The sequence below is a fragment of the Streptomyces sp. NPDC043738 genome, assembly GCF_056436545.1.
The window spans coordinates 18,014-40,985 of record NZ_JBWKCJ010000043.1 but is presented as its reverse complement, the minus strand read 5'-3'; the positions used below and the strand labels follow the sequence as shown (position 1 = coordinate 40,985).

Annotated in this window: 18 protein-coding genes and 1 riboswitch; of the genes, 11 read left to right on the top strand and 7 right to left on the bottom strand. The window is 70.2% G+C overall.

What is annotated here, in order from left to right:
* The first annotated feature begins 86 nt into the window (after positions 1-86).
* Positions 87-896 (top strand): serine protease, encoded by an 810-nt coding sequence (locus tag AC0680_RS35360; protein WP_478637103.1) that lies wholly within the window; start codon positions 87-89, stop codon positions 894-896.
* Positions 897-1,019: 123 nt separating this feature from the next.
* Here the strand turns inward: AC0680_RS35360 and AC0680_RS35355 are convergent, their stop codons facing one another.
* A complete protein-coding gene (locus AC0680_RS35355) occupies positions 1,020-1,250 on the bottom strand; it encodes a DUF7455 domain-containing protein (RefSeq protein ID WP_033267354.1) in 231 nt (76 codons plus the stop codon).
* Positions 1,251-1,694: 444 nt separating this feature from the next.
* Between AC0680_RS35355 and AC0680_RS35350 the strand changes: the two genes are divergently transcribed.
* The 4 genes from AC0680_RS35350 to AC0680_RS35335 all read left to right on the top strand — a co-directional run bounded on the left by AC0680_RS35350 (position 1,695) and on the right by AC0680_RS35335 (position 6,459).
* Positions 1,695-3,815 (top strand): DNA gyrase/topoisomerase IV subunit B, encoded by a 2,121-nt coding sequence (locus AC0680_RS35350; RefSeq protein WP_478637100.1) that lies wholly within the window; start codon positions 1,695-1,697, stop codon positions 3,813-3,815.
* Positions 3,816-4,053: 238 nt separating this feature from the next.
* Positions 4,054-4,542 (top strand): DUF1453 domain-containing protein, encoded by a 489-nt coding sequence (locus AC0680_RS35345; RefSeq protein WP_478637098.1) that lies wholly within the window; start codon positions 4,054-4,056, stop codon positions 4,540-4,542.
* 79 nt (positions 4,543-4,621) lie between these two features.
* The gene (locus AC0680_RS35340) at positions 4,622-5,788 is read left to right on the top strand and encodes a sensor histidine kinase (protein WP_478637096.1); all 1,167 of its coding nucleotides are present in this window, start codon (positions 4,622-4,624) and stop codon (positions 5,786-5,788) included.
* Positions 5,785-6,459 (top strand): response regulator transcription factor, encoded by a 675-nt coding sequence (locus AC0680_RS35335; RefSeq protein WP_478637094.1) that lies wholly within the window; start codon positions 5,785-5,787, stop codon positions 6,457-6,459. The genes AC0680_RS35340 and AC0680_RS35335 overlap by 4 nt, the downstream gene beginning before the upstream one ends.
* Before the next feature lie 159 nt (positions 6,460-6,618).
* Here the strand turns inward: AC0680_RS35335 and AC0680_RS35330 are convergent, their stop codons facing one another.
* From AC0680_RS35330 to AC0680_RS35315, 4 genes are all read right to left on the bottom strand, one after another.
* Positions 6,619-7,293, bottom strand: coding sequence for a DUF7342 family protein (locus tag AC0680_RS35330; protein ID WP_478637092.1), 675 nt, complete (start codon positions 7,291-7,293; stop codon positions 6,619-6,621).
* The gene (locus AC0680_RS35325; RefSeq protein WP_478637090.1) at positions 7,290-9,107 is read right to left on the bottom strand and encodes an ATP-binding protein; all 1,818 of its coding nucleotides are present in this window, start codon (positions 9,105-9,107) and stop codon (positions 7,290-7,292) included. The genes AC0680_RS35330 and AC0680_RS35325 overlap by 4 nt, the downstream gene beginning before the upstream one ends.
* 501 nt (positions 9,108-9,608) lie before the next feature.
* Positions 9,609-10,607, bottom strand: coding sequence for a sucrase ferredoxin (locus AC0680_RS35320; RefSeq protein ID WP_478637088.1), 999 nt, complete (start codon positions 10,605-10,607; stop codon positions 9,609-9,611).
* A gap of 135 nt (positions 10,608-10,742) precedes the next feature.
* Positions 10,743-11,990: a citrate/2-methylcitrate synthase gene (locus tag AC0680_RS35315; RefSeq protein ID WP_478637086.1), complete on the bottom strand. Its 1,248-nt coding sequence runs from the start codon at positions 11,988-11,990 to the stop codon at positions 10,743-10,745.
* A gap of 113 nt (positions 11,991-12,103) precedes the next feature.
* Between AC0680_RS35315 and AC0680_RS35310 the strand changes: the two genes are divergently transcribed.
* Together AC0680_RS35310 and AC0680_RS35305 are read left to right on the top strand one after the other, a co-directional pair.
* Positions 12,104-13,273 (top strand): citrate synthase/methylcitrate synthase, encoded by a 1,170-nt coding sequence (locus AC0680_RS35310; protein WP_478637084.1) that lies wholly within the window; start codon positions 12,104-12,106, stop codon positions 13,271-13,273.
* A 103-nt stretch (positions 13,274-13,376) separates the two neighbouring features.
* A complete protein-coding gene (locus AC0680_RS35305; RefSeq protein WP_478637082.1) occupies positions 13,377-14,531 on the top strand; it encodes a CobW family GTP-binding protein in 1,155 nt (384 codons plus the stop codon).
* A 197-nt stretch (positions 14,532-14,728) separates the two neighbouring features.
* Here the strand turns inward: AC0680_RS35305 and AC0680_RS35300 are convergent, their stop codons facing one another.
* Positions 14,729-17,176 carry a DNA gyrase/topoisomerase IV subunit A gene (locus AC0680_RS35300; RefSeq protein ID WP_478637080.1) on the bottom strand — a complete coding sequence of 816 codons (2,448 nt, stop codon included), beginning with the start codon at positions 17,174-17,176 and terminating at the stop codon, positions 14,729-14,731.
* Between the two features lie 300 nt (positions 17,177-17,476).
* Between AC0680_RS35300 and AC0680_RS35295 the strand changes: the two genes are divergently transcribed.
* From AC0680_RS35295 to AC0680_RS35280, 4 genes are all read left to right on the top strand, one after another.
* A complete protein-coding gene (locus tag AC0680_RS35295; RefSeq protein WP_478637129.1) occupies positions 17,477-18,817 on the top strand; it encodes a M16 family metallopeptidase in 1,341 nt (446 codons plus the stop codon).
* 38 nt (positions 18,818-18,855) lie between these two features.
* On the top strand, positions 18,856-20,238 hold the full coding sequence (locus AC0680_RS35290; protein ID WP_478637128.1) for a M16 family metallopeptidase: 1,383 nt from the start codon (positions 18,856-18,858) through the stop codon (positions 20,236-20,238).
* Positions 20,239-20,486: 248 nt separating this feature from the next.
* Positions 20,487-20,642: riboswitch (cyclic di-AMP (ydaO/yuaA leader) on the top strand.
* A gap of 12 nt (positions 20,643-20,654) precedes the next feature.
* Positions 20,655-21,455 carry a M23 family metallopeptidase gene (locus AC0680_RS35285; RefSeq protein ID WP_478637078.1) on the top strand — a complete coding sequence of 267 codons (801 nt, stop codon included), beginning with the start codon at positions 20,655-20,657 and terminating at the stop codon, positions 21,453-21,455.
* A gap of 182 nt (positions 21,456-21,637) precedes the next feature.
* The gene (locus tag AC0680_RS35280; protein ID WP_478637076.1) at positions 21,638-22,327 is read left to right on the top strand and encodes a GntR family transcriptional regulator; all 690 of its coding nucleotides are present in this window, start codon (positions 21,638-21,640) and stop codon (positions 22,325-22,327) included.
* Positions 22,328-22,672: 345 nt separating this feature from the next.
* On the opposite strand, the gene AC0680_RS35275 is transcribed toward AC0680_RS35280, so the two are convergent.
* A complete protein-coding gene (locus AC0680_RS35275) occupies positions 22,673-22,954 on the bottom strand; it encodes an HPr family phosphocarrier protein (RefSeq protein ID WP_026170334.1) in 282 nt (93 codons plus the stop codon).
* Positions 22,955-22,972 lie beyond the last annotated feature (18 nt).

Here is a 22,972-nt window from a genome sequence, read left to right as displayed (position 1 = left end):
CCGGGCTCGCGTCCGTCCGGGTGCGGGTCGAGGCCGCTTGGGGTCACTCTGGGTTGGCGAGCTATCTCCCAGAGTCAGGAGTCCGTATGCGTCCGACCGCACGCGCTGCCTTCGGAGCCCTCGCCTTGGCCCTTGCCCTGCCGGCGTCGGCGGCCGCGGACGAGTCGGTGATCGGTGGAAAGCCCACCCAGATGTCGCAGAGCCCCTGGGCGGTCGCGCTGGCCTCCCACGCTCGCTTCGGGGCCCAGCGCTCCGGACAGTTCTGCGGCGGCGTGCTCGTCGGGCACTCCACGGTGGTGACGGCCGCCCACTGCCTGAGCAAGGAGGTGCTGGGCGTGCCCTGGCAGCAGGTGCGGGATCTGCGGATCGTGGTCGGGCGCGACAACCTCACCGGCGGCGGTGGTCAGGAACGCAAGCCCGCAAAAGTGTGGGTCAACCCGCGCTATGACAACTGGACCAACGACGGCGACATGGCCGTGATCACGCTCGACAAGCCCGTCCCGAACCGGCCCATTCCGATAGCCGGACGGCACGACGCCGCCTACCGGCCGGGAAGCAGGGCCACGGTCTACGGCTGGGGAGACACCACGGGTGAGGGCAGCTATGCGACGAGGCTGCGGTCGGCGCACGTCAATGTGCTGCGCGACGCCGTCTGCGCGCGGGCCTACCCGGGCAGTGCCGATGGCACGTACCGGTCGCCTTCGATGCTGTGCGCGGGGGAGCCGGCGGGCGGCCGGGACGCCTGCCAGGGGGACAGCGGCGGACCGCTGGTCGTACGCGGACGGCTCGTGGGACTGGTGTCATGGGGGACCGGCTGCGGCCAGGCGGGCAGCCCCGGCGTCTATACGCGCGCTTCGGCGCTGCTTCCGGCGCTGTCGGCACACGGGGCCGGCTAGAAGGCAGGGGAAGCCGACGGGTATGTGTGAGCGTACGAGTGCGGGCGGTCTCCCCGGTGGTGTCGGGGGAACCGCCCGCTGCACGGCCCTGGGCCGCTGCTCGCTCGTCGTGGATGCGAAGTGTCAGCGTTCCTCATCGGACGCGGACGCCGGAGGGGCGGTCAGCCGCTCCGTCTCGTCCTGTATTTCCGCGGCGATCTTCTTGAGTTCTGGCTCGAACTTGCGACCGTGGTGGGCGCAGAAGAGCAGTTCTCCGCCGGACATCAGGACGACGCGCAGGTATGCCTGGGCGCCGCAGCGGTCGCAGCGGTCAGCGGCCGTCAGCGGGCTCGCGGGTGTCAGAACAGTAGTCACGTCGCCTCTTCTCTAGCTCGACGAGCTGTCGTACCAGGGTCAACATCCAACCAGGCCGAAAACGTTCCCGCTCGTGCCTTTTCCTCGAAAAAAATTCTCCGAGGGGGCCGGGTGCTGCCGGGTGGCGGCGAATGAGCCGTATTGCTTGGTGGTCTGATTCACGTTGGTTGCTGGGTCCGTCCCCCCGGCTGGCTTGCCGGTTGTTGATGAGGACGTGCCCGGAGCCTAAATGGTTCATGCCTCGAAGGGAACGTGATGTGCACGTCACTCGGACGTCACCCCAACGAGGGATCGAACGTACGAGCGAAATTCTACTACCATGAGCATGCTTACGGGTGGCGTCACATCGGCTCTACTAGGCCTCGGTACCCTCTGACCGGCGACACCGCCACAACCGAGTCCGCGGAATGCGGACTGCCAGAAATTCAGCGAGGAGCGAACCGCGTGACCGCCGAGATGTCCGTGCCGTCCACCGCAGTGCTGACCGGGGCAGACCGGGACGGTTCCAACTACACCGCGCGGCATCTGCTCGTCCTCGAGGGCCTCGAGGCCGTCCGTAAGCGCCCCGGCATGTACATCGGCTCCACGGACAGCCGTGGCCTCATGCACTGCCTGTGGGAGATCATCGACAACTCCGTCGACGAGGCGCTGGGTGGCTACTGCGACCACATCGAGGTGATCCTCCACGACGACGGGTCGGTGGAGGTCCGGGACAACGGCCGCGGCATCCCCGTGGACGTCGAGCCCAAGACCGGTCTGAGCGGCGTCGAGGTCGTGATGACCAAGCTGCACGCCGGCGGAAAGTTCGGCGGCGGCTCGTACGCGGCCTCCGGCGGCCTGCACGGCGTCGGCGCCTCCGTCGTCAACGCCCTCTCCGCACGACTCGACGTCGAGGTCGACCGCAACAGCAAGACGCACTCGATCAGCTTCCGACGCGGCGTCCCCGGCATCTTCACCGAATCCGGCCCCGACGCGCCCTTCGACCCGGGCAACGGCCTGCTCAAGGGCAAGCGGATCCCCAAGACCAGGACCGGCACCCGCGTCCGCTACTGGGCCGACCGGCAGATCTTCCTCAAGGACGCCAAGCTCTCCCTGGAGACGCTGCACGCCCGCGCCCGCCAGACGGCCTTCCTCGTGCCGGGCCTGACCCTCATCGTCCGCGACGAGCGCGGCATCGACGGGGCCGGAAAGACGGAGGAGACGTTCCGCTACGACGGCGGCATCAGCGAGTTCTGCGAGTACCTCGCGCAGGACAAGGCCGTCTGCGACGTGCTGCGGCTGACCGGCCAGGGCACCTTCAAGGAGACCGTGCCGGTCCTCGACGACCGCGGCCACATGACACCGACCGAGGTCACCCGGGAACTGGGCGTCGACATCGCGCTGCGCTGGGGCACCGGCTACGACGCCACGGTCAGGTCGTTCGTCAACATCATCGCCACCCCCAAGGGCGGTACCCACGTCTCCGGCTTCGAGCGCTCGGTCACCAAGACCGTCAACGAAGCCCTGCGGTCCAGCAAGCTGCTGCGCGTCGCCGAGGACGACGTCGTCAAGGACGACGCCATGGAGGGCCTCACGGCCGTGGTGACCGTGCGGCTCGCCGAGCCGCAGTTCGAGGGCCAGACCAAGGAGGTGCTCGGCACCTCTGCCGCCTCCCGGATCGTCGCCCAGGTGGTGAGCCGGGAGCTCAAGGCCTTCCTGACCTCCACCAAGCGGGACGCCAAGCAGCAGGCACGCGCCGTCATGGAGAAGGTCGTCGCGGCGGCCCGTACGCGTATCGCTGCCCGCCAGCACAAGGAGGCCCAGCGGCGGAAGACGGCGCTGGAATCCTCCTCGCTGCCGGCCAAGCTCGCGGACTGCCGCAGCGACGACGTCGACCGCAGCGAACTCTTCATCGTCGAGGGCGACTCGGCGCTGGGTACGGCGAAGCTGGCCCGGAACTCCGAATTCCAGGCACTGCTGCCGATCCGCGGCAAGATCCTCAACGTCCAGAAGTCGTCGGTCTCGGACATGCTCAAGAACGCCGAGTGCGGCGCCATCATCCAGGTCATAGGGGCTGGCTCCGGCCGCACCTTCGACATCGACGCCGCCCGCTACGGCAAGGTCATCTTCCTGGCCGACGCCGATGTCGACGGCGCCCACATCCGCTGCCTGCTGCTGACCCTCTTCCAGCGCTACATGCGGCCGATGGTCGAACAGGGCCGGGTCTTCTCCGCCGTCCCGCCGCTGCACCGCGTCGAGCTGACCAACCCCAGGAAGGGCCAGGAGAAGTACATCTACACCTACTCGGACAACGAGCTGCGCCAGACCCTGCTCGAACTCGAGCGCAAGAAGGTCCGCTACAAGGACAGCATCCAGCGCTACAAGGGCCTGGGTGAAATGGACGCCGATCAGCTCGCCGAGACGACCATGGACCCGCGCCACCGCACCCTGCGCCGCATCAACATCAGCGACCTGGAAGCGGCGGAGCAGGCCTTCGACCTCCTGATGGGCAACGAAGTCGCCCCCCGCAAGGAGTTCATCACCAACTCCGCGTCCACCCTGGACCGTTCGCGCATCGACACCTGAGCGCACCGCGGCACCCGTCGGGGGGGGGGGGGGGGGGGGGGGGGGGGGGGGGGGAGAAACACCCCCCCCCCCCCCCCCCCCCCCCCCCCCCCCCCCCCCCCCCCCCCCCCCCCCCCCCCCCCCCCCCCCCCCCCGACGCCATTTCCACCCGCTCCCCACCCTGGCTCCGATCCGGACGGCCGCCGCGCTCCCTAGCGTCGGAAGGGTCGAAATTCCCCGTTCCACGGAGGCTCAGGTCATGAGCGGCCTGCTCAACATCGTTGTGATCACCGCGGCTGTCGTGTTCGTGTTCGTCCAGCAGTTCAAGGCGCAGCGCCTCACGTCCGAGGGCAGGAAGTGGTGGCTGATCCCCGCCGTCCTGACGGTCATGGCGCTGCGGCAGCCCGGTCTCCTCGACGCCCGGCACCACACGGTGTCCGCCGTGCTGCTCGCCGTGGAGCTGCTCATCGGACTGGCCTGCGGCGCCGGCTGGGCCTGGACGACGCGTATCTGGACGGACGCGGACGGCACGGTGTGGACCAAGGGAGGCTGGGCGGCGGCCGGTGTCTGGCTCTGCGGCATGGCACTGCGCGCCGGTCTCATGGGTGTCGCCGCGGCCATGGGTGTCCGCCAAAGCAGCGCGGCCGTCATGCTCGGTGTCGCCGCGATGCTGCTGACACGGGCCGGTGTCACCGCCTGGCGGGCCCAGGACCTGAGGCAGACGTACCGTGTCCCTGCCGCCGGCTGATGCCCCCGACCGCACGCCCTGGGGCTGAGTCCCATGGGGTGAACGCCTCGCACTGCGCTACAACGACGAAGGACCGCACGTGACGCTGAACGCCTGGACGAGCTGGCCCCTGAGGGAGTCACTGTCCCGTGAGGGCATCAGCAGCGCCCGGTTGTGGATCGGCCGATCCGTGCGCGTCCTGGTGGTCGCGGGACTGACGTGGGCGACCGTGACCGGGCCGCACTTCCACGGCTGGGCACTGGTGGCGGCCGTCGCCGGATTGGCCCTCACCATGCTGGCGTTCCGTGGCTTCTTCCGTGTGACCCTGCAACACCGTCTGTGGCCGTCCATCGCGCTGTTCGCCGTACTGGAGGTTGCCGCCTTCGGCTTCCGGTACGCCGATGCGCGCACGCCGGCGATCGTCCTGTGGTGCGCATGCGCCATCGTCGCCATGGAACGGCTGCCGCTGAGCGTCGCCGTACCGTGCGCCGGAGCGGCACTCGGTGCGTACGCGGTGATGAACGCCGACAACTGGCTGACGACCACCACGACCACCGCGGGCCTGGCGCTGGCGGGCTATGTCGTACGGCTGGATGCCGAGGCACGCGGCAACGCCCAGCGGCTGCTGGCCCAGGAACGGGCTGCCCGTAAGGCCGAGGCCGAATCGGCGGCACTCACCGAACGGGGGCGGATCGCACGGGAGATCCACGATGTGCTCGCCCACAGCCTGAGCGCCCAGTTGGTGCACCTGGAGGCGGCGCGGCTGCTGATCCAGCGCAGCACCGACCTCGAGGCCGACCGTGAACAGCTCATGGAACGGGTGATGGCGTGCCGGGGAATGGCCCGTGAAGGGCTGGACGGCACCCGTGAGGCGCTTTCGGCGCTCCGTGGGGAGATGGTCCCGGTCGAGGACTTCCTGCGCCGTCTGACGGCCGCTGAGGGCGCTCGGCTGGATGTTTCGGGTGAGGCTCGCCCCCTGCCTGCCGAGGCGGGCCTCACGGTGCGCAGAGTCGCCCAGGAGGCGCTGACGAACGTACGCAAGCACGCCCCGGGTGCCCGGGTGACCGTGCTGCTGGAGTACACGGCAGACGACGTGCGCCTCGAAGTGCGCGACTTCGGAGGCCGGGGGCAGGCCGCCGAGCTCGCCGAGAGCGGTTCCGGCTACGGTCTGCTCGGGATGCGGGAGCGCGCCGAACTCCTCGGCGGAACGCTTGAGTCCGGTCCCGCTGAGGAGGGTTTCGTGGTACGGCTGCGAGTGCCGGCATGACGGCGCGCAAGACGGCACGAGTCGTGGTCGCCGACGACCAGACCGTGGTGCGTGAGGGCGTCGTGATGCTGCTGGGGCTGCTGCCGGGCATCGAGGTCGTCGGGTCGGCCGCAGACGGCGAGGAAGCCGTCCGCATGGTCGCCGAACTGGCCCCCGACGTCGTCCTGATGGACCTGCGCATGCCACGCTGTGACGGCGTCGAGGCCACCCGCCGCATCCGCGCGGACCACCCCGGCACCCAGGTCGTGGTGCTCACCACCTACGCCGACGACGACTCGCTCTTCCCTGCCCTGCAGGCCGGCGCCCGCGGCTACCTGACCAAGGATGCCGACGGCGATGAGATCGTCCGCGCCATCGACGACGTGCTCTCGGGGGAGGCCGGACTGTCACCGAAGATCCAGCGCAGGCTCCTGGAACGCGTCACGGAGCCCGTACGGACCCTGCCGCAACCGCCCGATGAGCCACCGGACGGGCTCACCGCCCGCGAGGTGGAGGTGCTGCGGCTGGTCGCCGACGGACAGTCCAATCCGGAGATCGCGCGCACGCTGCACGTCTCCACCGCGACGGTGAAGACCCACATCAACAACCTCTTCGCCAAGGCGGGACTGCGCGACCGCACCCAGGCCGTCCACTACGCCTACCGCCACGGTCTCGCACAGCCGCCCGGATAGCTCATCACCTGATGGGGTGAAGAGCCTGGAACAAAGCCCACCGCCCTCCCGGGGCGGTCGGGCGATTTATCGACAAGTCCCGGCACGCGAAGGCGCATCCACGGACGTGCTGACGGGATCGGGCGGCTCAGCGCGTGCACCTGATGTGCCGTACCGGTCTCAGACCCAGTCGTAACGGTGTTCCGGGCGGCCGGTCTCGCCGTACCTGAGGGTGAGGCGTACTCGCCCGGCTCGCTCCAGCAGCTTGAGGTAGCGCTGCGCGGTCTGCCGACTGAGGCCGGCCTGGAGGGCGACGTCCTGAGCCGACAACGGCGAGTCCGCGGAGCGCAGTACCGAGCGCACACGGTCGGCAGTGGCGGACGAGTGGCCCTTGGGCAACTCGGCGGGACCGGCGTTGGCGGCTCCCAATGCCCCGAAGATCCGGTCCACTTCGGACTGCTCCGCCTGCCCGCCACCCGCGAACGTACGGTGCAGCGCCGCGTACCCCTCCAACTTGGAACGCAGGCCCGCAAAGGTGAACGGCTTGACCAGATACTGCAGTGCGCCGTGCCGCATCGCGGCCTGCACGGTCGCGATGTCGCGAGCCGCCGTCACCATGATCACGTCAGTGAGCAGGCCGCGCCGCCGTAGGTCGCCGACCAGTTGAAGCCCCGTTCTGTCGGGGAGGTAGTGGTCCAGGAGGATCAGATCGACAGGGTGTGTCTCAAGGGCGGCGAGGGCTTCGGCGGCGGTATGTGCGAGGCAACTGACCCGGAACCCCTCTACCTTGGCGACATACGCCGCGTTGATCCGCGCGACGTGCACATCATCGTCCACGACCAGTACGTCGATCATCGCCCGACCTCCGTGACACCTGCGGCGTGACGACCGTTCTCGCCATCTCCGGCTCGCCCGGTGGCAGGGGTGTTCATCGCTGCTTCCTGGGGCGCTCCATCCAGTCGGGGAATCTCCTTGGACAGTGCGTCAGGGAGGGTGACGGTGAACACCGCGCCACCACCGGGGCGCTCGTCGACCTCGGCGCTGCCTCCATAGCGCTCGGCGAGTCGGCGGACGAGGGCCAGGCCGATGCCGCGCTGCCCGTGGGCGGGCGGCTCCTTGGTCGTCCAACCTTCCGTGAAGATCTCCGCGCGGCGCGCCTGGGGCACTCCTGGTCCGTTGTCGCTGACGCGGACGATGGCGGTGTGGCCATCGGCCCGGATCTCGACCTCCAGTTGTGCGTCAGGTTCGTTCGATGTGGCATCCAGGGCGTTGTCGATGAGGTTGCCGAGTACGGTGACCAGGCTGTGCGGGTCGACCAGTCGGTCGGGCAGATGGGTTTCGGGTGCGATGCGCAAGGAGACGCCACGCTCGGTGGCGACCGTTGCTTTGCCCACCAGGAGGGCGGCGAGCAGTGGATCGTGGATGCGCTCGGTGACCTGTTCCGCGGTCGCCCGATGCACGCCCACGGCCTGTGTCACAAACTCCACTGCCTCTTCGTGCAGCCCCAGTTCGAGCAGTCCGAGGAGTGTGTGCAGCCGGTTGGCGTGCTCGTGGTCCTGGGCGCGCAGGGCGTCGATCAGGCCGCGGGTACCGTCCAGTTCGCGGCCCAGCCGCTCCAGTTCGGTGCGGTCGCGCAAAGTGACCACCGCACCCCCGTCGTCGGTCGGCATGCGGTTCGCCACCAGAACCCGCTGTCCGCTGACGGCCAGCAGATCGGCTCCTGAAACACGGCCGGCCAGCACATCGGTCGTACGGCCCGGTGGCAGGACGGTGTCCAGAGGACGTCCGGTGTCCTCGGCGCGCAGGTCGAGGAGGCGCTGCGCCTCGTCGTTCATCAGTCGGATCCGGCCCCGGTCGTCGAGTGCGAGGAACCCTTCACGGATGCCGTGCAGCATCGCCTCCCGCTCGGCGAGCAGCGCGGAGATGTCGGAGAACGCCAGGTCATGGGTGCGGCGCTGGAGACGGCGGGAGACGAGGTAGGCGGCGAGTGCGCCCATGGCGAGAGCCCCGCCCGCGTAGGCGAGCAATTGCGGCACGGTGGAGAGCAGCCGTTCCTGCACGCTCTCATACGCGATGCCGACCGAGACGGCCCCGATGACCTCGCCGTCCTCGTCGCGCAGCGGGACCTTGCCACGCGCGGAGCGACCGAGGGTGCCCTCGTCGATCTGCATGACCTCGTGGCCGGAGAGAGCGACGCTGGGGTCGGTGGAGACGTGGTGTCCGATCTCGTCAGGGTCGGTGTGGGACCAGCGCACCCCGCGCTTGTCCATGATCACTACGTACTCGGCGCCGGTGGCGGCACGGATCCGCTCCGCCTCGTTCTGAACGGGGCCATGACGGCTGGGGTGTGAGGATTCCAGGGCGTCGTCGAGCGACGGGGCTGCGGCGGTGGTCTGCGCGATGGCGAGGGCACGGCGCATCGCCTGATCGTCCAGCTGGGCGCTGAGCGGGGCGAGGAACAGGCCGGTTGCCAGCGCGGTGACTCCCGTGGCGATGGCCAGCTGCATCATCAGCACCTGGGAGAAGACGCGGCGTGGCCAGCCCAGGCGCGGCAACTTCAGGCGCGCCCTGGGGGCAGTGCCGGAGGCCGGCGCGTCGGTGGGGATGGCCGCGGAACCCGAGGGGCGAAGGCCTCTCGGGCGTGGAGCCGACGCATCCTTCTCGCCCATACGAACGAACAGTAAGCGCGGTGGCGGCCGGGCGGTAATCCCTCAGGGGTCGAATTCGGAGGGTGTTCGGGTGGCGACTCGCAGCGCTGCCGTGGACGGCGGGGAGGGGGCGCAAGTGGTTATCCACAGGCCTTTCGGTCGCAGATCGTACGCGCATAGCCTCGCAGCGTGATGTTGATTCCGGCCGGATGAGGATCGTGCGCGCGATGCGGCGCGAAGAGGGGAGCGGTCATGTGGTCCACGAGGGATGGCCGAGGGGCGTGGCGCGTAGCAGTGCGGGGAGGTGGCCGCCGCATGGTGGCGTGGCGGGCAGCGGGGGCGATGCTGGGCCTGGGGCTCGCTACGTTGGTCATTAGGCGACCTGGAGGCTCCGGGCGTCTGTCGCGCGCTGCGGCCGTTGGTGACGCGTCCTTACGGCAGTCTCCGGGTGAGTCCCGGGTGGCGAGGCGGCCGCGAGGCGCCGCCAACGGTTCGGGCGCGCCCCCGCGGAAGCCCGGTAGATCAGCTGCAGGATGCTGTTGCCCTTGCCCGCGTCGCACCCGCGATGGCGGTGATGGAACCAACCGCCATCCGAGCCGGTGGACCGAGCGGCGCACCACAGCTAGCGGGCGCCGGAGCGCCGTCGGTCCGCTCTTGGACGAGCACCCGCCAGGTGCGGCCGTCGGTGTGCGCAATGATGACGGCCCAGGTGGGGACGGCACCCGTAGGCGTCCCGTTGTGAAGCGCCCGGTGGTCGGCCGGCAGCGGTTCGGGCCGCACCGCGTCGGTCCGTACGACGTCGAGTGCGTCCGCGCGGTCCTCCCAGATGAGCCGGCGGACCGCGAGGTCGGCCGCCTGGGCCGGGCGGTCCCACGCCGAGCGGCCACGGCAGTGGTTGAGCGCGATCCGTCCGTCTCGCGCCGAGTCCACGGCGTCCTTGACCACAGGGGCCGAGGCGCGGCCGTAGGCGTAGCCGTACGGGAGGACGAAGAGGGTGGGGGAGAAGCGGTGGCCGCCGATGTGGGTGACTTCCCACGCCCCGACTTCGGCGGCGGCGAGCTCGGCGGCGAGCGGTCGGCCGAGGAGGGCGCAGCAGCGGTCCCGCTTGCCGTTGGTGCACACGAGGACCAGCGGTACACCCGTGTACGCCTCCCAGAGGCCGCCATGCGCTCCGGCCCCCAAAGCGGTGAAGTTCAGCCCGAGTGCCGCTCGCGGGTCGGTGACCGTGGTCGTGCGGATCCATGAACGCCCTGGGGCTGTGTGCGCGAGGAACATGCGGCGCGGGGAGGAGTCGTGGCAGTCGGCATGGCGCCCTGGCCTGCGGATGAGGGCGACGCGTACCCCCGTGCCCCCCGTTGCGGCTTCCAAGGCCCGGCCGACGTCAGGGTCAAGGTGGCTGTGTGTCAGCGCGTTGGCTCCCCACGGGCCGGACTGCTCGATGAGAAGCCAGGTCGGGGCGGTGGCTGCCGTCCCGGCGAGAGGTTCGGCCGATTCGAGAGAGGCGGAGGCGCAGGTACTCACGAAGGTGAGCCTAACCTCATCTGCTGCGGACGGATTCTGGTAGGGGGCCCAGAGACTCGCACGTCCACGGAAATGCCTGGCTGAGTCCAGGGTCTTGAGCAGCCCAGGGCCACGTGAAACATGCGATTCCTCCGCTTACGGCACCGGCTGCGGGGGCTTCGGGCCGCGATACCTACCGCTGGGGCGCATGCGGACGGGGGGCTCGCCGTACTCCTCCAGGGCGTGGGCGATCCAGCCGGCAGTGCGAGCGACGGCGAAGATGGTTTCGCCTGCCTCGGTCGGCATTCCGCTCGCGACGGTCAGCACGGCAAGCGCCAGGTCGACATTGGCGTGCAGCTCCGTGTGTCGAGCGGTGGTGGTGATCACCTCGCGAGCAGCCTGTAGCGCGGGGCGGGCGCGCGGTACCTCTTCCAGCAGCTCGAAGAGGGTGTGGGCCCGCGGGTCCTCACCCGTGTAGAGGCGATGCCCCAGGCCGGGTACCCGGCGCCCGGCTCGCAGATGGTCGGCGACGACGGCGGCCGCGCTACCCCGGTCCAGAACCTCGAGCAGCATCCGGTGGGTGAGTCCGCTCGCCGCACCGTGCAGCGCGCCGTCCAGTGCTCCCAAGCCGGCCGAGACGATCGCGTACGGATGCGCGCGTGCGGAGGCGGCGACTCGTACCGCGAGGGTCGAGGCGGCGAGGTCGTGATCGATGAGCAGAATCAGCGCGGCGTCCAGGATGCGCAGCGTTGCGGGGTCGGCCGTCTCAGAGGTCAGGCGTGACCACAGGCGTGGTGCCAGTGCTGCGGCGGCGGACTGCTCGGCGGCCTGTGGCGGCAGGGCGTCGACGAGGGTCGGGATCAGGGTGCGGGCGGTGTCGAGGACGACGTTCTCGGACAGGTCGAAGCGGAGTGGGTCAGCGGCTGCCGCAGCGATCACCGCGACTCGCAGATGGTCCATCGGTCCGCTGTGGGCCGGTAGTGCGTGTACGGCGCGGCGGGCCGCGGACAGGGCGTCGTGTGGTGCGGTGAAGCGGATGCCACGGCGCATTTGGCCGGTCCACAGCCACTCGGCCACTTCCTCGTAGCTGTAGTAGGCGGCGAGTTCGGATGCATCGACGCCACGGAAGTAGCAGTGGTCGCCGTCGATGAGGGTGATGCCGGTGTGGACGGCCAACTCGCCACTGGTGGCAGGCGGTTCGCGCCGGCCGCTGCGGCGAGCCAGCGCCTCGACCTCCTTCGCGTCGAAGGTGCTGCCACGGCTGCCCGGCTCGCGGCGGCTGGTCAGCTGGCCGCGGCTGACATACGCGTACACCGTCTCCGGCTTCACGCCGAGCCGGTCGGCCGCCTCCCGGGTGTTCAGCCGTCGCCCGCCCGCGTCCTGCGTGGTGTCTTGATCCGCCATGAGGTCACCGTATCCAGACTCATACATATTGATTCAATCAATATTGACGACTGTTGAGTCAAGCATAGATAGTCGGATCAATATTCGAGGAGGAAGAACAAAGGAGATCCGCCATGGCGATCGCCGAGGCGAACGCACCGATCGAGGCGCCGCGTGGACTCGCGGGTGTCATCGTCACCGAGACCCAACTCGGCGACGTCCGGGGTCTCGAGGGCTTTTACCACTACCGCCAGTACTCCGCCGTCGAGCTGGCCGCGAGCCGCAGTTTCGAGGACGTCTGGTACCTGATGTTCCACGGTGAGCTGCCCGACGCGGCGCAGCTGGCGGCCTTCACAACCCAGACCGCGGCACTGCGGCCGCTGCCCGCCGCCGTGCGCGACGCGCTTCCCGCCCTTGCCCAAGCCGGTGCACTCGCCGGACCGCTCGCCGGATTGCGTACCGCGCTCTCGCTGCTCGGTGCGACGGCCGGCTTCCGGCCTCTGTACGACATCGATGCCGACCAGAGGCGGGCCGACGCACTTGCCGCTTGTGCCGCCGTACCGACTCTGCTCACCGCGCTCTACCGGCTCGGCCAGGGGCAGCAGCCCGTGGAGCCGCGCGCGGATCTCGGCCACGCCGCCAACTACCTCTACATGCTCACCGGCGAAGAGCCTCAGCCGGAGCAGGTGCGCGCGATCGAGGCGTACCTGATCTCCACCATCGACCACGGGTTCAACGCCTCGACCTTCACCGCCCGCGTCATCACGTCCACCGGCGCCGACCTCGCGGCCTGCCTCGTCGGTGCCATCGGCGCGCTCTCCGGCCCGCTGCACGGCGGTGCGCCCAGCCGCGCACTGGACACCCTCGACGCCATCGGCACACCGGACCGCATCGACGCCTGGATCCGCGACCGCGTGCTGCGCGGCGAGCGGATCATGGGGTTCGGGCACCCCGTCTACCGCACCGAGGACCCGCGCTCCCGGATGCTGCGCGGTATCGCCGAGGGCTTCGGTGGACCGCTGGTGGAGTTCGCCCTCCAGGTGGAGGCGAGAGCCGAGGCACTGCTGGCCAAGCTCAAGCCGGGTCGCGAGCTGCACATCAATGTGGAGTTCTACGCGGGCGTCGTCATGGAGCTGTGCGGACTACCCCGTGAGATGTTCACGCCCACGTTCTGCGCGGCCCGCGTCGTCGGCTGGAGCGCCAACATCCTGGAGCAGGCGGAGGATTCGAAGATCATTCGTCCGGCGGCCCGGTACGTCGGCCAGCCCCCGCCGCAGCCGCTGCCCGCCGTCGCGGCCCTCTAGGGGCCGACGGGCCGGGCCCGTGGCGGCCGGCGGTCCGTTACGATCGACAGCTCGTTCGCCGCCGGTCCGGGCGGCCCGCCACCCCCACCATGGAGGCGCCCCCTTGGCCACGCAACAGATCCCGGTCGTCGTGCTCGCGGGATTCCTCGGGTCGGGCAAGACCACCCTCCTCAACCATCTGCTCGGCGCCGGTGACGGCACCCGGATCGGCGCGATCGTCAACGACTTCGGCAGCATCGAGATCGACGCCATGACCGTCGCCAGGCAGGTGGACTCGATGGTGTCGCTCGGCAACGGCTGTCTGTGCTGCGCGGTCGACACCAGCGAACTGGACACCTACCTGGAGCGGCTGGCCCGCCCCGCCGCCCGTATCGACGTGATCGTCATCGAGGCCAGCGGGCTGGCCGAGCCGCAGGAACTCATCCGGATGATCCTCGCCAGCGACAACGACCGGATCGTCTACGGCGGACTGATCGAGGTCGTGGACGCCGCCGAGTTCGATGACACCCGTGCGCGGCATCCCGAACTGGACCGGCATGTGGGCATCGCCGACATCGTGGTGCTCAACAAGGCCGACCGGATCGGGGAGGCGGCGCGGCAGGCGCTCATGGACCGGCTCGCGGAGCTCGCTCCGGGACGGCCGGTGATCTGCACGGCGTACGGGCGGGTCGACCCCGAGCTGTTCTTCGATCGCGGGACGGGGGAGGACCTCGACGCGTCCGTGCGTCAGCTGTCGTTCGAGGATCTGCTGCGAGAGGCCGCGGCGAACGGCGGGCCCGCCGGTCAGGGAGAGGACGACGACCACTGCGATGACGGCGAAGGCCACTGCGATCACCCGGAGCACGCACATCACCCCGGTCACACGGGTCATCTGCACGCCGCCTATCAGAGCGTGGAGTTCACCTCGTCCGAGCCGATGCACCCGCGCCGGCTCATGGGTTTCCTCGACAGCCGCCCGACCGGCCTCTACCGCATCAAGGGCTTCGTCCACTTCGACGTTCCGGAGAACCGCCAGAAGTTCACGCTGCACGCGGTCGGCGACTTCCTGCGCTTCTACCCCGAGCCGTGGCCGAAGGGCGAGGAGCGGTGCACCCAGCTCGTCATGATCGGCAGCGGCGTCGACGCGCCGGCGCTGCGCAAGGAGCTGGAGAACTGCCGGGAGACCGGCCCGTCGGATGCCGATGTGAACAGCATGTGGGGCGTGCTGCGCTATGTGGCTGCCCGTGAAGATGACATCGGAGCAGACCTCCGAGGGTGATGTCGGAAGACGTCCGAGTGTGATGTGTGAAGAGGCTGAGGGTGATGTCTGAAGAGGGCAGACGTCGGAGGGGGCCGTTGAGGCAGACGTCTGAGGAGAGCGGCTGGGGGGAGCGGCTGAGGAAGGCGGACGGGCTCCGTCGGCCGGATGTCCACCGGCCCGACGGAGCCCGTCAGCGTTGCGCGCGGTGCGGCCGCCTACATCGGTCCCGCCAGTGCCGCCACCGGCTTCGTCAGGGGCACTCCCGAGCCGTCCCGTCGCGGATCGGCCTCCGGCAGCGTGACCGGGGCGCCCTTGGCGTCCGCGGCCCGCACCGGCGTCGGCCCCGCCCATGCCTGGGTCAGACAGTCCTCGCCCTTCAAGAAGCGCTGGCAGCGCACGCCGCCGGTGGCCCTGCCCTTGCGCGGGTACTGGTCGAACGGGGTGAGCTTGGCCGTGGCCACCGAGTCGTCGAGCGTGCCGTGTGAGCCGGCGACGGTGAACACCATGGCGTCGGAGGCCGGATCGACCGCCGAGAACGCGATCACCTTTGCGCCCTCGCCCAGCTTGATACCCGCCATACCGCCGGCCGGGCGGCCCTGCGGCCGCACCTGCGACGCCTGATAGCGCAGCAACTGCGCCTCGTTGGTGATGAAGACCAGATCCTCCTCACCGGTGCGCAGCTCGACGGCGCCCACGATGCGGTCGCCTTCCTTGAGGGTGATGACCTCCAACTCCTCCTTGTTGGAGGGGTAGTCGGGCACCACCCGCTTGACGACGCCCTGCTCCGTGCCGAGGGCCAGGCCCGGCGAGGACTCGTCCAGTGTGGTCAGGCAGATCAGCTCCTCGCCGTCCTGCAGCGTCAGGAACTCCGAGATCTGGGCGCCACCGGAGAGGCTGGGTGCGGCCGCCGTCTCCGGGAGCTGCGGAAGATCGATCACCGAGAGCCGCAGCAGCCGACCCAGGGACGTCACCGCGCCCACCTCGCCGCGGGTCGTCGCCGGCACCGCCGAGACGATCACATCGTGCTTGACCCGCTTGGCGTCGGCGTCGAAGGGCACCTCGCCGGTGACCGTGCGCGCCAGCAGGCCCGTAGAGGACAGCAGCACCCGGCACGGGTCGTCGGAGACCTCCAGCGGCACCGCGCCGACCGAGGGGCCCGCCGACTCCAGCAGGACCGTGCGCCGGTCCGTGCCGTACTTCTTGGCGACCGCGGCCAGCTCGTTGGAGACCAGCTTGCGCAGCTCGGCGTCCGACTCCAGGATCCGGGTCAGCTTGTCGATCTCGTCCTGCAGCCGGTCGCGCTCGGACTCCAGCTCGATACGGTCGAACTTGGTCAGCCGGCGCAGCGGCGTGTCGAGGATGTACTGCGTCTGGATGTCGCTGAGCGAGAAGCGCTCGATCAGCCGCTCCTTGGCCTGCGCGCTGTTCTCGCTGGAGCGGATCAGGCGGATCACCTCGTCGATGTCCACCAGGGCCGTCAGCAGGCCCTCGACCAGGTGGAGCCGGTCGCGCCGCTTGCCGCGCCGGAACTCGCTGCGCCGGCGCACCACCTCGAAGCGGTGGTCGACGTAGACCTCCAGCAGCTCCTTCAGACCCAGCGTCAGCGGCTGGCCGTCCACCAGCGCGACGTTGTTGATGCCGAAGGACTCCTCCATCGGCGTGAGCTTGTAGAGCTGCTCGAGGACGGCCTCGGGGTTGAAGCCGTTCTTGACCTCGATCACCAGCCGCAGGCCGTGCTCACGGTCGGTGAGATCCTTGACGTCCGCGATGCCCTGGAGCTTCTTCGAGCCGACCAGGTCCTTGATCTTGGAGATGACCTTCTCGGGGCCGACCGTGAAGGGGAGTTCGGTGACGACCAGGCCCTTGCGGCGGGCGGTGACGTTCTCCACCGTCACCGTCGCACGGATCTTGAACGTGCCGCGGCCCTTCTCGTACGCGTCCCGTACGCCGCCCAGGCCCACGATCCGGCCGCCCGTCGGCAGGTCGGGACCGGGCACGAAGCGCATCAGCGTGTCCAGGTCGGCGTTGGGGTGCTTGATCAGATGGCGGGCCGCGGCGATGACCTCGCCCAGGTTGTGCGGCGGCATGTTCGTGGCCATGCCGACCGCGATACCGGACGAGCCGTTGACGAGGAGATTCGGGTACGCGGCGGGCAGGGCGACCGGCTCGCGCTCCTGGCCGTCGTAGTTGGGCGCGAAGTCGACGGTGTCCTCTTCGATCGACTCCGTCATCAGGGACGTCGCGGACGCCATCCGGCACTCGGTGTACCGCATGGCCGCGGGCGGGTCGTCGTTGCCCAGCGAGCCGAAGTTGCCGTGGCCGTCCACCAGCGGTACCCGCATCGAGAACGGCTGCGCCATGCGCACCAGCGCGTCGTAGATCGACGCGTCGCCGTGCGGGTGAAGCTTACCCATGACCTCGCCGACGACCCGGGCGCACTTGACGTAGCCGCGGTCGGGGCGCAGGCCCATCTCGTTCATCTGGTAGAGGATGCGGCGGTGCACGGGCTTGAGACCGTCGCGGGCGTCCGGCAGGGCGCGCGAGTAGATGACCGAATACGCGTACTCGAGGAAGGAACCCTGCATCTCGTCGACGACGTCGATGTCGAGGATCCTCTCCTCGAAGTCGTCCGGCGGCGGGGTCTTCGTGCTGCGGCGGGCCATCGCGGCTGCGGCTCCTTCTGCTGCGTCTACTGCCGATGTCGGGTGCGACGTCAGGGCGACGTCGGTCAATCAGTCGGGTCAATCAGCTGGGGGATCAACCGGCGAGATCTGTGAGTCTGACGCGGACCATTGTGGACCGCCCCACTGACAACGCCCACCGCGACTCCCCCTTCGCCTCTCGAGGGCCCCGGGCACGACGCTCGATCGGGGCCGGTCGCACGGGAACTTCGCCAGATGCCGACGCGCTTGCATACAGTGACAGAACTTCCTCGCAAGCGGATCGAAGGGACGTACATGCCCATGGGTCACACGGCCACAGAACAAGCCGGCTCCGGCGGCCTGACAGCGACCGAGCACCGGCTGGCCAACGGCCTGCGCGTGGTGCTCTCCGAAGACCACCTGACCCCGGTCGCGGCGGTGTGCCTGTGGTACGACGTCGGCTCCCGCCACGAGGTCAAGGGCCGTACGGGCCTGGCTCACCTCTTCGAGCACCTGATGTTCCAGGGTTCCGCGCAGGTGAAGGGCAACGGCCACTTCGAGCTGGTGCAGGGCGCCGGCGGCTCGCTCAACGGCACCACGAGCTTCGAGCGCACCAACTACTTCGAGACCATGCCCACCCATGAGCTGGAGCTCGCGCTCTGGCTGGAGGCGGACCGGATGGGTTCGCTGCTGACCGCGCTCGACGAAGAGTCCCTGGAGAACCAGCGCGACGTCGTCAAGAACGAGCGCCGCCAGCGCTACGACAACGTCCCCTACGGCACGGCCTTCGAGAAGCTGACGGCCATGGCGTACCCGGAGGGCCACCCGTACCACCACACGCCCATCGGGTCGATGGCCGACCTGGACGCCGCTTCGCTGGAGGACGCCCGGGCGTTCTTCCGTACGTACTACGCGCCCAACAACGCCGTCCTGTCGGTCGTCGGCGACATCGACTCCGCGCAGACGCTGGCCTGGATCGAGAAGTACTTCGGCTCGATCCCCTCGCACGACGGCAAGCAGCCGCCCCGGGACGGCACCCTGCCCGACGTCATGGGCGGACAGCTGCGCGAGGTCGTCGAGGAGGACGTGCCCTCCCGCGCCCTGATGGCGGCCTACCGTCTGCCGCACGACGGCACCCGTGAGGCGGACGCCGCGGACCTGGCGCTGACCGTCCTGGGCGGCGGCGAGTCCTCCCGCCTGTACAACCGGCTGGTGCGTCGCGACCGCAGCGCCGTGGCGGCCGGCTTCGGCCTGCTGCGGCTGGCCGGCGCGCCCTCGCTGGGCTGGCTGGACGTGAAGACGTCCGGCGGCGTGGAGGTCCCCGACATCGAGCGCGCCGTCGACGAGGAGCTGGCCCGCTTCGCCGCCGACGGCCCGACCCCGGAGGAGATGGAGCGCGCGCAGGCCCAGCTGGAGCGCGAATGGCTGGACCGCCTCGCCACGGTCAGCGGCCGCGCCGACGAACTGTGCCGCTTCGCCGTCCTGTTCGGCGATCCGCAGCTCGCGCTGTCCGCCGTGCGGCGTGTCCTGGACATCAGCCCCGAGGAGGTGCAGGCGGTCGCCAAGGCCCGGCTGCGCCCCGACAACCGCGCGGTGCTGGTCTACGAACCCACCGAGCCGACCGACGCCGCCGACACCGAGGAAGGGGAGGCGGACCAGTGAGCGACGCCACCAACCGCGCAGGGTCCCCCATGAGCACCATGGACTTCCACCCCCAGCCCCGGGGCGGCGCGCCCAAGCCGTGGGCCTTCCCGGCCCCCGACCGCAGTCAACTCCCCAACGGGCTCACGCTGCTGACCAGCCACCGTCCCGGCCAGCAGGTCGTCGCCGTCGAGGTCAACCTCGTCGCGCCGCTGGACGCCGAGCCCGAGGGCCTGGACGGCGTCGCCACGATCATGGCGCGTGCGCTGTCCGAGGGCACCGACAAGTACGACGCCGAGGAGTTCGCCGCCGAGCTGGAGCGCTGCGGCGCCACGCTGGACGCCCACGCCGACCACCCCGGCGTACGGGTCTCCCTGGAGGTCCCGGCCTCCCGGCTGCCGCGCGCGCTCGGCCTGCTCGCCGACGCGCTGCGCGCCCCCGCCTTCCCCGACAGCGAGGTCGAGCGGCTGGTGCGCAACCGCCTCGACGAGATCCCGCACGAGCTCGCGAACCCGGCCCGCCGTGCCGCCATGGCGCTGTCCAAGGAGCTGTTCCCGGCCACCGCGCGCATGTCGCGGCCCCGCCAGGGCACCGAGGAGACCGTGGCCCGCATCGACGCGGCGGCCGTCCGGGCCTTCTACGACGCCCATGTGCGGCCCGCCACGGCCACCGCCGTCATCGTCGGCGACTTCACCGGTGTCGACCTGGACGCGGCGCTCGCCGAGACCCTCGGCGCCTGGAGCGGTTCGACGGCCGAGCCGCTGAAGGCCGCGCCGATCGTCGCCGACGACACCGGCCGTGTGGTGATCGTGGACCGCCCCGGAGCCGTCCAGACGCAGCTGCTCATCGGCCGGATCGGCGCCGACCGCCACGACCGGGTGTGGCCGGCGCAGGTCCTCGGCACGTACTGCCTGGGCGGCACGCTCACCTCCCGGCTGGACCGTGTGCTGCGGGAGGAGAAGGGCTACACCTACGGGGTGCGCGCCTTCGGCCAGGTGCTGCGCTCCACCGCCCCCGCCTCCCCCGAGGGGGCGACGGGCGCGGCGCTGCTGGCCATCAGCGGCTCGGTGGACACCGCCTCCACCGTGCCGGCGCTCCAGGACCTGTGGCAGGTGCTGCGGACCCTCGCGGCGGAAGGGCTGACGGACGAGGAGCGCGATGTCGCCGTCCAGAACCTCGTCGGCGTCGCGCCGCTGAAGTACGAGACCGCGGCGGCCGTCGCGGGCACGCTGGCCGACCAGGTCGAGCAGCAGCTCCCGGACGACTTCCAGGCGCAGTTGTACGTCCGGCTCGCGGAGACCGGCACGGTCGAGGCGACCGCGGCGGCGGTCAGCGCCTTCCCGGTGGACCGGCTGGTGACGGTCCTGGTGGGTGACGCGGCCCAGATCGCCGAGCCCGTCAAGGCGCTGGGGTTGGGCGAGGTGACGGTCGTCGGCGGCTAGGGCGACACAGCCAGGGCCGATCCGGAAGGCACGCCCTGGCCGCCCCGTATGACGGCGGATCAGTTTCGAGCGGCGGCTCCCGTGGTGCTCTCTGCCACGGGAGCCGCCGTATGTCCGGTTTATGGCGACTGACCGCTCCGCTTCTTGTGGCATCCCGCACAAAAAAGCGGTTCTGTTTGGCGATCGAAAGTTGCCCCGATTAGCGTCGGTCCGGCTGTTCGTCACAACTCCGCCACAACAGTGGCACCGGACAGTCATCGCCGAGTCCCCGTACGGCGCGAGCCAGGGGAGCCGGGGACCCACACGTCCCTGGGGTGAATCGGACGCCTCTTCGGAGGAGCCCGTAGGAGACCTTCCTGCTCCGAACCCGTCAGCTAACCCGGTAGGCGAGAAGGAAGGAAAGGACAAGCCAGTACATGGCGTTCATACGTGCCACCGGGAAGCACCGTCGTGCGAGCCGCACCGCCCGCTCGACCCGCAACATCGCGGGCATAGCCACCCTCGCGGCCTCCGGCGTTGTCGCCTCGGTGGCCTCGCCGGCGCTGGCCGCCACGGACGAGGCGCGCACCCACGACACCGGTCTGCAGCAGGCCGTCGTCCTCGGTGACGAGCTCGCCAACCGCATCGAGGCCCAGGCCGACGCGCAGCAGGCCGACGCCGAGGCCGCCGCCGCGAGGGCGAAGGCCGAGGCCGTCGCCAAGAAGCAGGCCGAGGAGGCCCAGCGGCGCGCCGAGGCGGCCCGGAAGAAGGCCAAGGCGGAGCGCGAGGCCAAGGAGCGCGCCGCCCGCGAGGCCGAGCGCAAGCGCCTCAACACCTTCGTCGCCCCGATCGCCGGCTCCTACGTGTCCACCGCCTACAAGGCGTCCAGCGGCCTGTGGTCCTCGGGCAGCCACACCGGCATCGACTTCCACGCCGCCTCCGGGACCTCCGTCCGCGCCGTCGGCGCGGGCACCGTCGTCGAGGCCGGCTGGGGCGGCTCGTACGGCAACAACGTCGTGATCAAGATGAACGACGGCACGTACACCCAGTACGGCCACCTGTCGTCGATCTCCGTCTCGGTCGGCGAGAGCGTCACCCCCGGCAAGCAGATCGGGCTCTCCGGCGCCACCGGCAACGTCACCGGCCCGCACCTGCACTTCGAGGCCCGCACCACCGCCGACTACGGCTCGGACATCGACCCGATCGCGTATCTGCGCTCGCACGGCGTCAACGTCTGATGCACCGCGGTCGCCTCCGCATCGTCTGACACACCGCTTCGCCCGATGCCGGCGCCGTCCGCTGGCTAAAAAATATCCATGGATAAGCGGAGTCCGTCGGAAAAGCCGTCCCGGTCGAATAGAGTCACGGAAAAGTCGTCAACCGGCGGCGTTTCCAGGGGATTACGGCGGAGGCACGGACGATGCGAGGCCATATTTCCGCGCATGCGGTGTGCACGGCGATTCGCGAGGACATTGTCTCCGGTGCGCTGGCGCCGGGGAGCCGGCTGATCGAGGAGATCCTGGCGGCGCGTTACGGCGTCTCCAGGGTGCCGGTCCGTGAAGCGCTGCGCACCCTGCAGTCGGAGGGCTTCGTCACCACCCGCCACCACGCGGGCGCCTGTGTCGCCGAGCCCACCGAGCAGGAGGCCGCCGACCTGCTGGACATCCGCGCGCTGCTGGAGCCGCTGGGTGCCGCCCGCGCGGCCGCCCGCCGCAGCCCGGCCCATCTCAAGGTGCTGCGCGGGCTGGTGCGGCTGGGACGTGAGCGGGCGCGCCACGGCAACGCCGCGGACCTGCGCCAATTGGACGGCTGGTTCCACGAGACGCTCGCCCAGGCGGCCGGCAGCCCCAGCCTGACCGCGCTGCTGACCCAGCTGCGGCGCAAGATCGAGTGGATGTACGCGGTGGAGCCGCCGGCCGGAGCCGGCGAGTCCTGGGACGATCACGGCGCGGTGCTCGACGCGGTGGCCCGCGGGGACGCCGAACGCGCCCGCGCCCTGATGGCGGCCCATATCGAGCGTTCACTGCCGGTCTACCGGCTGCGGCGCCCGGCCAAGGCCGAGGTGAGGGATCCGAAACGGCCCGTCAACACAGCGCGCGCCCGCTCTTAACAACGGCCCCGTATACAAAGAGGGGTGCGGGGCAATGGCACGCGCAGGGGAATGGGCGCGACGGCCGCACGGCGATTTCTTGCAGGGTGCCGGTATTCCGTCCGCCGTGCACCCGTATTCGGATTTCTGGTGCTTTCGTGCCGGGCGCCGAACCGTACGGCGTTTTTCCGGCGGAGTTTTCCGGAGAATCTATTCAGCGGCGGCGGGGCATGGCGCCGCGCTGCGGCATTTCAGGCGGCATACCGGCCGGGGCGAAGAATCGCGATCGCAGCGAAACGGCCCCGCCGCGACGACCGGGTTCCGGTCACCGCGGCGGGGCCGCCGCATGCAGAGGTCCTGGGGGACTCAGACGGTCTCGGGGAGCTCCTCGAGACCCTCGGCAACGAGCTTCGCCAGGCGGTCGAGCGCGGCCTCGGCACCTTCGGCGTCGGAGGCCAGCACGATCTCCTCGCCGCCCTGGGCGCCCAGGCCCAGCACCGCGAGCATGGAGGCCGCGTTGACGGGGTTGCCATCAGCCTTGGCGATCGTCATCGGGACGCCGGAGGCGGTGGCCGCACGGACGAAGATCGACGCGGGGCGGGCGTGCAGGCCCTCGGCCCAACCGACATTGACGCGGCGCTCAGCCATGGTGTTGCCCTTCAAAGT

Bases quoted from the DNA above. Each gene is read 5' to 3' on its own strand.
- AC0680_RS35360 (WP_478637103.1), top strand. From the start codon at position 87: ATGCGTCCGACCGCACGCGCTGCCTTCGGAGCCCTCGCCTTGGCCCTT.
- AC0680_RS35345 (WP_478637098.1), top strand. From the start codon at position 4,054: ATGAGCGGCCTGCTCAACATCGTTGTGATCACCGCGGCTGTCGTGTTC.
- AC0680_RS35335 (WP_478637094.1), top strand. From the start codon at position 5,785: ATGACGGCGCGCAAGACGGCACGAGTCGTGGTCGCCGACGACCAGACC.
- AC0680_RS35330 (WP_478637092.1), bottom strand. From the start codon at position 7,293: ATGATCGACGTACTGGTCGTGGACGATGATGTGCACGTCGCGCGGATC.
- AC0680_RS35325 (WP_478637090.1), bottom strand. From the start codon at position 9,107: ATGGGCGAGAAGGATGCGTCGGCTCCACGCCCGAGAGGCCTTCGCCCC.
- AC0680_RS35315 (WP_478637086.1), bottom strand. From the start codon at position 11,990: ATGGCGGATCAAGACACCACGCAGGACGCGGGCGGGCGACGGCTGAAC.
- AC0680_RS35310 (WP_478637084.1), top strand. From the start codon at position 12,104: ATGGCGATCGCCGAGGCGAACGCACCGATCGAGGCGCCGCGTGGACTC.
- AC0680_RS35300 (WP_478637080.1), bottom strand. From the start codon at position 17,176: ATGGCCCGCCGCAGCACGAAGACCCCGCCGCCGGACGACTTCGAGGAG.
- AC0680_RS35295 (WP_478637129.1), top strand. From the start codon at position 17,477: ATGGGTCACACGGCCACAGAACAAGCCGGCTCCGGCGGCCTGACAGCG.
- AC0680_RS35290 (WP_478637128.1), top strand. From the start codon at position 18,856: ATGGACTTCCACCCCCAGCCCCGGGGCGGCGCGCCCAAGCCGTGGGCC.
- AC0680_RS35285 (WP_478637078.1), top strand. From the start codon at position 20,655: ATGGCGTTCATACGTGCCACCGGGAAGCACCGTCGTGCGAGCCGCACC.
- AC0680_RS35280 (WP_478637076.1), top strand. From the start codon at position 21,638: ATGCGAGGCCATATTTCCGCGCATGCGGTGTGCACGGCGATTCGCGAG.
- AC0680_RS35275 (WP_026170334.1), bottom strand. From the start codon at position 22,954: ATGGCTGAGCGCCGCGTCAATGTCGGTTGGGCCGAGGGCCTGCACGCC.